Below are 12,051 nucleotides of genomic sequence, written 5' to 3'. Positions count from 1 at the left end.
GGGATGAGCTATATCTTTTCTTATCACCCTTAACATTGATGCTAATGCTTGGCCAGCCTTTGAATTCTACGTCTGGGAAACAAAATGCATCGGAATCAATATCTTTTCTTGCAAGCATCGAAGAAATGAAAGCATTGAATTCAGCTTCATTTTGAATCAAGAACTTTTCTGCGGTTGTCATTTTTTCCTTGGAACTCTCTGGGAAATATTAATTGTCCTGATCTATTACCAGATACACGCAAAAGTACATTATGGGCATTTGCTATAAAAATTACAGTCCTTTCCTCTGCGATCTACCATTACCCAAGCTCACCGCCTCACGCATCCACACACCCAGCCCCGCCATGCCCCTGATCACATTAATTTTATTTACGTTTTGCTATGATGCTTTACCGTGGCGCTTCTTTAACATTTCTTCGAAGATGGCGTCAAAATGAGCTTTTCGTGCTTTCATCTCTGATAAGAAACGTTTAGCTTCAGCGTCTGGCAATGCTGAGAATATATCTATAAGTTCTTGATGTTCATGTTTATTATCACTATCTAGTTTTGGAGAACTATCTTTATCAACTTCAATTGTTCCATCTCTTAAAACAACAAAACTACTGACGCCCAAAAATGACAGCATAGATGTGATTTCTTGCAGCCCTGGATCTCTTCTTCCGTTAAGCCAATGGCTTATCCCACCTTTAGTTAACTCAAAGTGTTCTGCCATTTTTTCTTGTGTAATTCCCTGTTCACGCATCAGGGATTTAACTATTTCACGCCACGGTTTACCCATCTGACGATCATACAAAACGTATAAATTATTATCGAGTGACATCTCGTATACTCCCATTGCCTTTTTGGATACGATATGTATACTTAAAGGGTTTCATAAGGAGAAAAAAATGAACAAGCTACGTTATTTCCGGAGAAAGGTCGGGATGACACAGTATGAGCTTGCGTCATTAGCTGGATTTACAGCTGGAGCAATCAGTCACTACGAGCGAGGCAGGAGAGGTTTAGATCTCACTGGATGCCGCCTGCTAGTAAATATTCTGAACTCAAAAGGTGCTAACGCCGGAATTGATGACGTTTTCCCACCTGACGCCGCTTAATTTTTACTGCTCTTTCAAAACTTAACCGCTCGTTTAGCAGCGAGCACTAACAGTGGCAAACCCCACGGGTTAGCTACGCACTAAAATCAACATGGACAAGTATCACTCATGGAAAACGCAACAACACGCAAATCACAAACAATCTCATTTATCAGCCGCCATCTTGTCGCCAGTGCTCATCATGCTCTGTCAAAGACACGGCAATCCGCTGTAGCAAAGCTGCTTAACGTCGCTGACTCAACAGTACTCAGACGCACAGAAAAATACCCGGAAATTATGGACACTCTCGCCGCTTGCGGCGTGGAGGATTTCGTTATGCGCGGGGAAAAGAAAATGCCTCTTGAGCAGTACAGGTGGCTTATGACGACAGCGATGGAGTTCGCGAAGTTGCAACTTGAAATGACAAAAGAAAACGCCCCGGACGCTGGAACGTTCGAGGCCTGATTAAATGTTATTGAACTGAGGAAATATTAACATGATTCTGAAGTTAAGCAAAAGAGCCTTATTGTCTGCGATGATTTTTCAGGCAAAAATTGACCCGCGCTATTACCTGTGCGGCATCTGTTTTGCGCCAGATGGGAAATTGTATGCGACAGATGGGCATCGGGCTTTCATTGGTGAGCATCAATCTGAAGACGTTACAGAAAACATTATCGTTCAGATTAAAGGACCGCGATTTACCCGATTTGATTACGCCGAAATCGACATGGATACGGGAATTCTGACTTATTGCGATGAGCATGGAGAGGGTGTCGCCGTGGCGATGGTTCGCAAGGTAGATGGTCGCTACCCTGACATTAATCGCGTTATTCCAAATGGTAATGATCCAGTTTCTGAAATAGGTTTCAACGCTGGATATTTATCCGACATCGAAAAAGCCGCAAAGCTCTATAACTCCAAATGGCCTGGCATAATCATCAGGCCAAACGGCAATGCTTCTTCGGCAATCATTGAGCTGAGCAACACGTTCGAGAAAGCCAGTGTTGTAATTATGCCAATGCGTCTGTAGGAGGTGATATGAAAAAGCAGAGCTATCGCCATACTGGCGTACATAAAAACCTTGTCAGGCTCGACTACCTCAACAGATTTAATCAGCTTGCTGTCATGAAGCTTCGCAAGATGTTTGAAGAGTCAAAGAAGCATCAAAGGGAGGCTCAGAATGAATCTTGCGCATGAAAAAGTAACACCGATTAGACCTAATCTTGAAGTCGTGGAGGTTCGCGTGGCAGATCTTGATGACGGGTACGCCAGGCTATCGAATGAGCTTCTTGAAGAATACGCCGGAGCTGATTTAACAAAGCGTCAGTTTAAAGTTCTACTGGCCATTTTGAGAAAAACTTATGGATGGAATAAACCGATGGACAGGATTTCTGATTCTCAAATTGCTGAGATAGCAAAGTTACCTGTTAAGCGGTGTAACGAAACTAAGCTAGAGCTAGTCAGAATGGGGCTTATCAGGCAACAGGGGGGTATGTTCGGCCCCAATAAAAACATATCAGAATGGTGCATCCCTCAAAATAGGGGATCATCCCTCAAAACAGGGGATAAAACACCCCTCAATTTAGGGGATTCGAATCCCTCAAAACAGGGGGACACAAAAGACACTATTACAAAAGAAAAGAAAGACAATACCCAAACCCACAAAGTGGGATGTAATGTTGATGTAAAATTAACCACAGGGAAAAAGGGCAAAAATCCAGGAGCCAGAGGAACCAACTCAAAGGCGAAAATGCCTGAGTTCGATCGCCAGCGTTTCAAAGACACATGGAACTGCAAAGCCGAACAGTATGGACTTCCAAAAATCCTCAGTGTCACCGTCACACACGAAAACGGACTGAAGCGCCTGTGGCATTCGTACCTGAAGCAGTGCCGCGAAATAGGGCGCGAACCAAAGGACATCGACAGCATCCTGAACGGCTATATCGAATTCGGTTATACGCCGACAGCCTGGGCATGTGGCAATAACCCTGAAGGAAAAAAATACGGCATTGAAACCGCGTTCAGGCAGGAAAAGATAGACCAGATCCTAGCGGAGGATGCAGGATGAACAGTTACGAAACTGAAGAGCTTCTAATCGGCGCAATGATGCTCAAAGGCGATCACATCGACTGCCGGGAAATTGCAGGGAAATTACCATCTGAAGCGTTTGAAAATGCGCATCTACGCAGCATGTATCGGGTAATCACATCACTGTTGGACAAAGCTGAGCCAGTGGACGTTTTCAGCGTGCAAAACGGAGTGCGAGAAGAAACAAAAAGTTTCGTTCTTGATGTATTTCAGCGCCAGATATCCGCCGCAAATATCCGCGCATGGGCTAAACGTGTTCGCCGGAACTGGATGTCGCGGAAAGCCATTGCTGATATGACACGGGCAATTTATCTGCTGGAAAACGCATCAGTTCACAATGCCGACGACATAGCTAGAGAAGTCGCGCATATCATCGGCGGGATAAAACTGGAGACGTCAGATCGGCTCCCGCGACGAATCGGGGATATGCTCGGTGACTATCTGGACGTGCTGGACAGACGGATGAAAGGCGCAGAATCAGGGCTTTATCTTCAGACCGGAATTACTCCACTTGACGAAGCTTACGGCGGCTTTGATCGCACGGATTTAATCATCATCGCGGCTCGCCCAGGCATGGGTAAAACAGAGCTGGCAGTTAATATTGCGAATTCGATCGGTCGGCAGAATGGGAAAGGGCTGCTGATATCGATGGAAATGTCTGATATGCAGATAGTTGAGCGACATGTTGCCGATCGCGCCGGACTCTCGCTTGAGCTTTTACGCAACCCACTCAACATGCTTGACGAGCAATACACGAGACTGACAGCGGCAACGGGTACACTGCTTGATGAAAATAATCACGTTTTATCAGGCTCTTTCAGTGTCGATGAAATTATCGCACAAGCAGAACGGATGAACGCAGACGCGGGGCTTAGTTTTCTGGCGATCGATTATCTGACTTTGATTAAACGACCCAAAGACACCGCGCCTCATACCGCGATCGCTGAAATAACTGGGAAGTTAAAACAGTTTTGTCTGCGACAAAAAGTTCCTGTAATCCTGCTTTCGCAGCTAAACAGGGGGCCAGAGTCACGAGTTGATAAACGTCCGAATCTTGGCGATTTGAGAGAATCAGGCTCTATTGAACAGGATGCTGATGTCATCATCTTTCCGTACCGTGATGAAGTTTATAACAAAAACAGTGAGATGAGAGGCGTTGCCGAAATTATCATCGGTAAATACCGTTCTGGACAACCACGAACTTTCTTTATGGGCTGGAACAAAGGCCATTTCGTGAATATCGATCAAACGCAAGTTGCGCATCTGTATTCTGACAACAAGCAAAAGCAATTTAAGACTGTTAATGACTGGCGGGGTGGATGATGCTTATCGCTAAAATCATCGGCACGGGGTGGATGCTGTTCTGGTTTTTTATGTGCCTATCTCTAATGGCAAAGTTATTCAAGGAAGGTTCAGACGCGTTCGGTGGATTGTTTAGCGCAAGTATGATGTGGTTAATTTTCGGCTTTGGGCCAATAGCCATCGTCAAATTCGGATGGAGGTTTATTCAGTGAATGGAAATTTAACAACGGTAGTAGCAGAAAGTGAAATCACCCTGGCGCCGGATTTGACTATCAAAGTTCTGCTGCTGAGTGACGGAAACCGCATAATACCTGAAGACGACATGCAGCGCGCTTGCGAATGGATTGGCGCCGATTGGTCATCACTTCAGGCGATGACACAAACCACACTGAAGGGAGGGTGAGATGGCTTACTTCGCCTGGACAGGAATTATGCTGAACATTGTCATTGCTGCATGGCTCACCTGGAACTGTCTTTTATTACCCACTCTTGAGGCTACAAGCATAACCCGATGGTACTGGGCAATAAGCCGAAAGCACTCAGTTGTCAAGCCTGCTAAAACTTGGGCACATATTTGGATGAGTAATTTCCACCTCTTTGGCAGAGACTTTGATTCAATGAGTAATAGGCTTGGACGGTGGGACGGTATTGGTAAATGGACAGTTTATAGCGGAGAAGAGGAATGACCGACCAACAAAACACTGAGCGTGAAGCTTTTGAACGATGGTTTTATTCTGATTACAACGAAGATCTGCACGCCAAATTAATAATTCAGTTTGCAGAATCAATAGCGTGGAAAGCATGGCAGGAGCGCGCAGAAATGGAGTGTGAATATGGAGAAACAAACGTTCTTTCTCAGAAATGAGCAAGTGAGGCGAAACCTTATAGACGCAATTACCAGCCTTCCGACAGATCCCAGCAAGCCAATAGAAATCGAAGTATCTCCTCCTAAGCGCTCCCTATCACAAAACCGCAAAATGTGGCCGTTGCTGCATGATCTGGCTGAGCAGGTGAGCTGGTTCGGAAAGAAATACGACGAGGACGACTGGAAAGACCTCATAACGGCTCTGGTAGCAAAAATGAAAAAGCAGGAGCAGAGGACAGCCCCTGGCATAGGCGGCGGTGTTGTGATGTTCGGTCAGCGCACCAGCAAAATGCGTGTAGCTCAGATGGTAGAGGTAATCGAGGCGATTTACTGGTTCGGCACAGAGCAGGGCGTCAGGTTTAGCGAAGAATCCCGCCAGCGCATTGAGTGGGCGCAGAGGTGGGGAGAAAACAACAGGAAAACATCATGAAAAAATACCGACTGATCTACGCTGATCCTCCGTGGACCTACCGGGATAAAGCCAACGATGGCAAGCGCGGAGTGGGGCATAAATACCAGACCATGACATTGGCTGATATTTGCCGCCTGCCGGTGTGGGATTTAGCCGATCCTGAATCATGTCTGTTGGCTATGTGGTGGGTGCCGACTCAGCCAGTAGAGGCGATGAAAGTTGTAGGGTCGTGGGATTTCAGGCTGATGACGATGAAGGGTTTCACCTGGCACAAGACGAACCGACGCAAAGGAAATTCCGCTATCGGTATGGGCCATATGACCCGCGCCAACAGTGAAGATTGCCTGTTTGCTGTGCGAGGGAAATTACCGGAGCGCCTGGATGCTTCAATCTGCCAGCACGTCACCGCGCCACGAATGGGACACAGTGCAAAGCCTCCAGCGTTTCGCGATCTGTTGATCAGGTTGCTGGGCGACGTACCGCGATGTGAGCTGTTCAGTCGCGACTTTGTTCCGGGCTGGGATATGTGGGGTAATCAGTGTGACAACGCGTTCGATCTTCATCCTGGTGTAGCAGTCGAAAAACAAATCAGTGGTGCAGCATGAAAAAAGCCAGAGAAGCAATAACAGAATTACTGTCATACGGAATGGCGTACAGAATTGAAAAAATAGTAGAAAAGACAGGCTTTAAAAAATCAACTGTATCAAGCGCACTCAGAGAACTTCAAGCAGCAGGACTGGTCGTTAAAGAGAAAGATCAGGCGTGCTACGATCGCTATGTCTATCTGAGTGCAGACGCGCCGAAAGGATTCGGTATAAGTCGTCGTCTGTGTGAGCTTAATAACATTTTAAGAGAGCTTCGGCGTGAAAAAAACTTGGTTCACGCATGAGCCGCTAGACACCGACACCGCCAACGAACTCCTGTCACGATACGCCTCCCGCAACATACAAACACAGAAATCACTAGCAGCCGATCCCAAACTATGGCTGGTCAGTGCGCTATTGCCATTTTCTGAGCGTGAGCCAAAGCAGGACAGGAGATATCAACAGAGAATCTGGAACTGAACATGACTGAACCTGATTACGGAGATTGCGCAGGGTGTGGAATGGCTCTTTCAGAGGTTGAAACGTATCTGTGTGAGGACTGCGCCGATTTCTACGAAATGATGGGAGGGGATGATGATTTACCGGAGTCCTAAGTGGTTAAAGGCTGTCAGGGAAATAGAGTGCTGTGTCCTCTGCGGTGCATATGGGGTACAGGCGGCACATCGCAACGAGGGGAAAGGGACAGGTCTTAAAGTAGACGACAGCCTTACCGCTGCGCTCTGCCCTGAGTGCCATTCCAGAATCGATAATGGCAAAGATATGTCCAGAGACGAACGCCGCCATGAAATGGACAGGGCGATAGTCCTGACTTTGCAGAAACTCAGCAGGGAAGGGAGGCTAACTGTGCAATGAGCGAATACAGAATAACTCTACCCTGGCCACCAACGGTGAATACCTACTGGCGACATTGCAGAGGGCGACACTACATCAGCGCCAAAGGCACGAAGTACCGGCAAGACATCATCAGCATAATCCAGCAGCAACACCTCAACATCAACACCACCGCACGTCTCAAAATCTCGATCATCGCCAACCATCCTGACAAGCGCCGCCGCGACCTCGACAACCTGCAAAAAGCCGTATTTGATTCGCTGGTTCACGCAGGGTTTATGGCTGACGACGAACAGATTGATGATTTCAGGGTGCGACGCGGGGTGCAGGTGAAAGGCGGATCGCTGGAGGTAACGATAACTGAACTGGAGTCAGCATGAGAATAGAACGGGATTATCAGCAAATTGTCAGGCTGGCTGGCGTCCGCAGTAGTGCTGAAATGCGCCGACTGTTCGGACGAGGCTGGAAATCAATCAATAAATCTCAGCAGGTCTGGGTACGCCATTTACTGACTGTGTGGGGAAATCACCTGTCCGGCGACGAATATGAAAGGGGGGAAATTAACGTAATCGGCAGGTTGATGCTGAGATGCGAATGGAGCGAACAGAAATCCCGGCAGATAGAGAAAATAGTCACGCAGCTTTATTGCGATGGCTGGCGAGGTGATGATCTTTACCGCAAAGCTCGTGATCTCCTTATTCCTCAATCATCCACGGCCAACATCATCGCTCTCGCCAAAGAATCAGATGATGCGGCGTTCATGGAGTCTGTGATTGTAAAGACATTCGGACGCGACAACCCAATCCGATCTTTAGCCAGATTACGCTACTGCAAATGCAAGAGCGCGCAAAACATCTCTCAGTCACTTATTTACTTCACTGGCATTACACAAAAAGAGGCGCGTAGTAGAATGGAATGGGCGTCAGAAATCCTCGAAGGAGAATTGTATTACGCCGTTAAGCGAGAGATGGAGAAGGAGTATTCTGTATTAATTGTGTAATAGCACTAAATGCTAAAGACATTGGGCAATAAACCTGGCTAAATACAGGCATGCTCGGGAAGCAAAGCGAACTGAGCGCCAAATCGAAAAAAGAAGCCCTGGCAGAAATGTGCGGGGCTTTTTGCTTTCCAGGCGGGGTTCTGGCGGGGTGTTGACAACGTAAAAGCGATATTGTAAAAAAATAATCACCTTCCGTTATTTGTTTAATCTTGAGTCCAGTCTGTAGCGAACGGAAGGTAACAGCCCCGGCAGAAATGCGCGGGGCTTTTGTCAAGCTGGTATATTTAGCCACTCAGTTTTTTTCGGTATATGCGATCATCATCACTTTTTCAACTTTTTCTTCTGCGATCCACCGCGCGGCTTGTATTTCAAATCAGTAATGTCGCTGCCAGGATTTATACCTTCTCTTCTTAGTCTAAAATAAAGATTTGACATCCCACGCTTATCTCGAGGGTAGCCTAATTCATCCCCCGCTTCTTTAATTGAAAGCAGCTTCCCGTTAACGAGATAAGTTCTGATGGGGAAATTATCACGACTCCATTTGCCCTCGACATTATGTATTTTCTTTTTCTTATCGACAGGCCCGGCTTTCTTGCTTGCATCGTCTGCACGAGTTATCGAACGATGAATGAGCGTTTGCAAAGGGCGGGCGACTGCCTCCCGGCGTCGGCGGATGTACATCCACAATTCCCAGCAAGCCCTGAAAGGGGGGTATCGGTCAGGGACGTACAGCCATTTGTCGAGAGTGTTATCATTAACTTTGTGCAATACCTTGAGCATGTCTCTGCTAACATCGGCTAACTTTAGCGCTTCGACGTAAGCCAGTTTTTGTTCTTCGTTATCTTTTTTGGACATTTTTGCACCGGAAATTAACAGGACTTAGGCAGTTCTCTTCGGGGGCTGTAAATCCAGTTCCCGGAGACGATCCACCCATCATTAAGCCATTTAGTCACTTGCTGGCGATTAACGCCCATAGCGCGGGCGAACCCGGCCTGGTTGCCGCCATATCTGGCGGCTATATATTCACTTAAGGGCATCAGATTTCAATTTCACTCAGTGGCTTTTCTACAAAATGATACAGGTCGTTGGTGCCGTTACCGTTATCCCTGAATTTTATAGCGCAATCAGCGATTTCTTTAGCTATTTCATCACTGAGAAAGACATCTAATGCGCCCTCTGCATACTGTTTTACGTAGTGAGCGGTGTATTCGATGTTGTCATTAGCGGAGTCAAATGCGGCATCGTAGATTTCAAAAGCGTTCATCTTTAATTCCTTTTTTGCTATTGGCATGATTGCCTTTCGATGTGACTAATGTAATCGAAATATGATTACAGTGCAAGCTTTTTTTTAGCTAATCACTAAATATTTCGCGCCCTGCCATTCACTGCAAACACACAGCTTAACTACTGTGGCAGCGGCGCTTTTCTTTCAACTGACAGCCACCCGTGCGGGGGTTGGGATAATGAGAATGGACAAATACAGTTCCCAGCTATCGTACTGGGTCGCATCGATGCTAACCGCAGCCGGGGCGATGACTTTACAGGACTGGGCGGTAATGGTGGGTATTGTCGTTGCGATCGGCACATTTGTTATCAACTGGTACTACAAGCGCAAGCTGGTTAATAAGTTAACGGCTGTTGGTTATGACAAAGCAAAAGCAAAAGCCGCTTATCGCGCGATGAACGAATGAGGCCACGATGTCAGGAAAAATCAAAACGGGTCTTGCCGGTGGCATTTGTTCCGTGGCGGTGATTATCGGGCTGGTTATTGACAAAGGCCAGGTCCGCACCAATCAGCGGGGTCTTGAGCTTATTGGCAATGCTGAAGGGTGCAGGCGCGACCCGTATCACTGTCCGGCCGGTATTCTGACCGATGGTATCGGCAATACTCACGGCGTTAAGCCCGGCGCCCGTAAAACGGATAAGCAGATTGCCGCTGACTGGCAAAAGAACATCCTCGACGCCGAGCGGTGCGTTAATCGTTATGCCAACGGTGCAAAGCTGCCGGAGAATACATTTTCCGCCGCCGTAGAAATCACGTTCAATGTGGGCTGCCCGACCATGCAGAAATCAACAATGTTCCGTTTATTCCGACAGGGGAAGTTAGTCGCGGCATGTAATGAGCTGCCACGCTGGGTATATGCCAACGGGAAAAAACTAAACGGACTGGTTACCCGGCGTGCTGAGTCTGAGGCATTGTGCCTGGAAGGATTGAAATGAGTTTCCCGTTTTGCGCTAAAACTATGATATTTGGCTTGCTAATCGTAGTAACAACTGTTGCATGCAGATTGACATCATATTATCGGGATAACTATCTTGCGGCATTGAATAAGCAGCATGAGTTTGCACAACTGGCAGATTCCAGGCTGAGCACTATCACTCACATGCAGCGCCAGCAGCTATCAGTAGCAGCTATCGACGCGAAATATACGAAAGAGTTGGACGATGCGAAAAATACCATTGATGACTTGCAGCGTGATGTTGCCAGCGGCGCTAAGCGGCTGCGCGTCAACGCAACATGTGAGCGAGTGTCCGACGCTACCCGCGCCAGCGGCGTGGCTGATGCTTCCGCCGCCGCCGTTACAGCAGACGCTGAACAAAATTATTTTCGTCTCAGAGAGCAAATCGCAACAGCAGAAAAACAAATAAACGGGCTTCAGGACTATATCAGGGCAATACAGAACGTTGAAAAAACGCAGTAACGCCTGAACCGAAATAAGAGGTCGCCAATCGGCGGCCTTTTTTTTATGTAGTCACCGATCCGTATTTAATAGAGAGGTTTATAAATTGAGCGCAATAATTACAGATTCAACAGTATACTTTAATAAAGCGAGCGGATTAACTTTTACACTTGAAAGTACGGACTTGATGCTGAGAAATCAGGGAGTGATTGAAGATCAGAATTATCTTGTCAGTCTCTACATCTCGTGCATACCATCAAATGTGATATTTGAGTACATGCCTGCACAAATTACCCTGAGCTTCTCTACCCAGCAAACAGGGGATGAAACGCATCTTTATCCCGTTCCGTACGTTAATCCGTCTTTGCGTTCATTCCAGGCGACAGTAAGACCCTTCATTACAAATGTTAAGCAAAATGGACTGTATGGATTTTTAACGGATACAGAAAACCAGATAAAAACCATGTTTGAAAATGGTGGTGAGCTGACACTCAGGATAATGGCCGTCTTACAACCCGTCTGAAATTAAACTGGCCTCGCATTAGCGGGGCCTTTTTATGCAGTAAATCCACGCGCATTCTCGTGCGCATTTAAATCAAGAGTCTTTTTCGGGATATGTGGCAGAGATAGGACGGTGGCTTTCATCGTGCCGCTCTTGGGCTGTCCATATCTACGAGAACTGACGCATATCCCCAAAAGGAAATACGATGAAAGAATTGACATTTAAAAACCACTCTGTTGTGCCATTTGATAACGGAGACGGAAAGATATGGTTTACGAGCGCAAACATGGCTGAATTGCTCGAATATGCTGATGAAAAATCAGTAAACCGCCTTTACAACAGAAATAAAGATGAATTCAGTGCAGAGATGACGCGAGTGGTCACTGTGACCTCTCGTAATAAAAACAATAAGTTGCAGTATAACAGAGCGAGAATATTTTCGCCTCGCGGCGCACACTTGCTTGGAATGCTGGCAGAAACCAAAGTAGCTAAATCACTTCGTCGCTGGTTACTTGATCTCATTGAAAAAGAGACTCAGCCAAACCTTTCATTGCTGGACATGGGAAGTTTAAAGGATTTGGCAGTAGGAGAAATGCAAAACAGGGTTTTCAGGGTTAACGAATGGTCACTTGAAACTTTTGGCAGGCCGGGAAGTTCAAGAATGACAATTCGCAAGGGTCATTTGAAAA

General features: G+C 46.7%; 24 protein-coding genes and 1 pseudogene. 21 read left to right on the top strand and 4 right to left on the bottom strand.

What is annotated here, in order from left to right; translation table 11 throughout:
- Both BM191_RS16220 and BM191_RS16215 read right to left on the bottom strand, forming a co-directional pair.
- Window positions 1-181, bottom strand: a pseudogene (locus BM191_RS16220) (hypothetical protein); the annotation flags it as partial.
- Between the two features lie 198 nt (window positions 182-379).
- Complete coding sequence (locus BM191_RS16215; protein ID WP_177203365.1) at window positions 380-820, bottom strand: helix-turn-helix domain-containing protein; 441 nt, start codon at window positions 818-820, stop codon at window positions 380-382.
- Between the two features lie 67 nt (window positions 821-887).
- Between BM191_RS16215 and BM191_RS16210 the strand changes: the two genes are divergently transcribed.
- The 16 genes from BM191_RS16210 (at window position 888) to BM191_RS16135 (ending at window position 8,179) form a co-directional block, all read left to right on the top strand.
- Window positions 888-1,097, top strand: coding sequence for a helix-turn-helix transcriptional regulator (locus BM191_RS16210; RefSeq protein ID WP_092880241.1), 210 nt, complete (start codon window positions 888-890; stop codon window positions 1,095-1,097).
- A gap of 108 nt (window positions 1,098-1,205) precedes the next feature.
- On the top strand, window positions 1,206-1,541 hold the full coding sequence (locus BM191_RS16205) for a hypothetical protein (RefSeq protein ID WP_092880238.1): 336 nt from the start codon (window positions 1,206-1,208) through the stop codon (window positions 1,539-1,541).
- Window positions 1,542-1,572: 31 nt separating this feature from the next.
- Window positions 1,573-2,106, top strand: coding sequence for a beta clamp domain-containing protein (locus BM191_RS16200; protein WP_092880235.1), 534 nt, complete (start codon window positions 1,573-1,575; stop codon window positions 2,104-2,106).
- Window positions 2,107-2,114: 8 nt separating this feature from the next.
- The gene (locus BM191_RS16885) at window positions 2,115-2,273 is read left to right on the top strand and encodes a hypothetical protein (protein ID WP_177203364.1); all 159 of its coding nucleotides are present in this window, start codon (window positions 2,115-2,117) and stop codon (window positions 2,271-2,273) included.
- Window positions 2,257-3,144, top strand: coding sequence for a replication protein (locus BM191_RS17470; RefSeq protein ID WP_092880232.1), 888 nt, complete (start codon window positions 2,257-2,259; stop codon window positions 3,142-3,144). Before BM191_RS16885 ends, BM191_RS17470 begins: the two co-directional genes overlap by 17 nt.
- Window positions 3,141-4,487, top strand: coding sequence for a replicative DNA helicase (locus tag BM191_RS16190; protein ID WP_092880229.1), 1,347 nt, complete (start codon window positions 3,141-3,143; stop codon window positions 4,485-4,487). Before BM191_RS17470 ends, BM191_RS16190 begins: the two co-directional genes overlap by 4 nt.
- Complete coding sequence (locus BM191_RS17330; RefSeq protein WP_092880226.1) at window positions 4,484-4,678, top strand: hypothetical protein; 195 nt, start codon at window positions 4,484-4,486, stop codon at window positions 4,676-4,678. Before BM191_RS16190 ends, BM191_RS17330 begins: the two co-directional genes overlap by 4 nt.
- Window positions 4,675-4,869 (top strand): hypothetical protein, encoded by a 195-nt coding sequence (locus tag BM191_RS16180; protein WP_092880223.1) that lies wholly within the window; start codon window positions 4,675-4,677, stop codon window positions 4,867-4,869. Before BM191_RS17330 ends, BM191_RS16180 begins: the two co-directional genes overlap by 4 nt.
- Window position 4,870: 1 nt before the next feature.
- Entirely contained in the window at window positions 4,871-5,152 is a 282-nt protein-coding gene (locus BM191_RS16175) for a hypothetical protein (RefSeq protein WP_092880220.1), read from the top strand.
- Complete coding sequence (locus tag BM191_RS16170; protein ID WP_092880217.1) at window positions 5,149-5,331, top strand: hypothetical protein; 183 nt, start codon at window positions 5,149-5,151, stop codon at window positions 5,329-5,331. The genes BM191_RS16175 and BM191_RS16170 overlap by 4 nt, the downstream gene beginning before the upstream one ends.
- Window positions 5,300-5,761 (top strand): recombination protein NinB, encoded by a 462-nt coding sequence (locus BM191_RS16165; RefSeq protein ID WP_092880214.1) that lies wholly within the window; start codon window positions 5,300-5,302, stop codon window positions 5,759-5,761. Before BM191_RS16170 ends, BM191_RS16165 begins: the two co-directional genes overlap by 32 nt.
- Entirely contained in the window at window positions 5,758-6,348 is a 591-nt protein-coding gene (locus BM191_RS16160) for an MT-A70 family methyltransferase (protein ID WP_092880211.1), read from the top strand. Before BM191_RS16165 ends, BM191_RS16160 begins: the two co-directional genes overlap by 4 nt.
- The gene (locus BM191_RS16155; protein WP_092880207.1) at window positions 6,345-6,632 is read left to right on the top strand and encodes a MarR family transcriptional regulator; all 288 of its coding nucleotides are present in this window, start codon (window positions 6,345-6,347) and stop codon (window positions 6,630-6,632) included. Before BM191_RS16160 ends, BM191_RS16155 begins: the two co-directional genes overlap by 4 nt.
- A 286-nt stretch (window positions 6,633-6,918) precedes the next feature.
- Window positions 6,919-7,200 carry a hypothetical protein gene (locus BM191_RS17325; RefSeq protein WP_092880201.1) on the top strand — a complete coding sequence of 94 codons (282 nt, stop codon included), beginning with the start codon at window positions 6,919-6,921 and terminating at the stop codon, window positions 7,198-7,200.
- Window positions 7,197-7,559: a RusA family crossover junction endodeoxyribonuclease gene (locus BM191_RS16140; RefSeq protein WP_092880198.1), complete on the top strand. Its 363-nt coding sequence runs from the start codon at window positions 7,197-7,199 to the stop codon at window positions 7,557-7,559. Before BM191_RS17325 ends, BM191_RS16140 begins: the two co-directional genes overlap by 4 nt.
- Window positions 7,556-8,179, top strand: coding sequence for a hypothetical protein (locus tag BM191_RS16135; RefSeq protein ID WP_092880195.1), 624 nt, complete (start codon window positions 7,556-7,558; stop codon window positions 8,177-8,179). Before BM191_RS16140 ends, BM191_RS16135 begins: the two co-directional genes overlap by 4 nt.
- 321 nt (window positions 8,180-8,500) lie before the next feature.
- On the opposite strand, the gene BM191_RS16130 is transcribed toward BM191_RS16135, so the two are convergent.
- Entirely contained in the window at window positions 8,501-9,034 is a 534-nt protein-coding gene (locus BM191_RS16130; RefSeq protein WP_092880192.1) for a hypothetical protein, read from the bottom strand.
- Between the two features lie 181 nt (window positions 9,035-9,215).
- Window positions 9,216-9,443 carry a hypothetical protein gene (locus tag BM191_RS16125; protein ID WP_092880189.1) on the bottom strand — a complete coding sequence of 76 codons (228 nt, stop codon included), beginning with the start codon at window positions 9,441-9,443 and terminating at the stop codon, window positions 9,216-9,218.
- 205 nt (window positions 9,444-9,648) lie between these two features.
- On the opposite strand from BM191_RS16125, the gene BM191_RS16120 reads away from it, so the two are divergent.
- The 5 genes from BM191_RS16120 to BM191_RS16100 all read left to right on the top strand — a co-directional run.
- Window positions 9,649-9,870, top strand: a complete 222-nt coding sequence (locus tag BM191_RS16120) for an HP1 family phage holin (RefSeq protein ID WP_230479620.1) — start codon at window positions 9,649-9,651, stop codon at window positions 9,868-9,870.
- 7 nt (window positions 9,871-9,877) lie between these two features.
- The gene (locus BM191_RS16115) at window positions 9,878-10,399 is read left to right on the top strand and encodes a lysozyme (RefSeq protein WP_092880183.1); all 522 of its coding nucleotides are present in this window, start codon (window positions 9,878-9,880) and stop codon (window positions 10,397-10,399) included.
- Window positions 10,396-10,881: a lysis protein gene (locus BM191_RS16110; RefSeq protein ID WP_092880180.1), complete on the top strand. Its 486-nt coding sequence runs from the start codon at window positions 10,396-10,398 to the stop codon at window positions 10,879-10,881. Before BM191_RS16115 ends, BM191_RS16110 begins: the two co-directional genes overlap by 4 nt.
- Window positions 10,882-10,966: 85 nt before the next feature.
- Window positions 10,967-11,383: a hypothetical protein gene (locus tag BM191_RS16105; RefSeq protein ID WP_143088852.1), complete on the top strand. Its 417-nt coding sequence runs from the start codon at window positions 10,967-10,969 to the stop codon at window positions 11,381-11,383.
- A 184-nt stretch (window positions 11,384-11,567) separates the two neighbouring features.
- Window positions 11,568-12,051: BRO family protein (locus tag BM191_RS16100; RefSeq protein ID WP_092880174.1), on the top strand; the 484-nt coding region annotated here is incomplete at its 3' end.

This window comes from Izhakiella capsodis (assembly GCF_900115045.1).
GTDB lineage: Bacteria > Pseudomonadota > Gammaproteobacteria > Enterobacterales > Enterobacteriaceae > Izhakiella > Izhakiella capsodis.
This window is presented reverse-complemented; position numbering and strand designations above follow the sequence as displayed.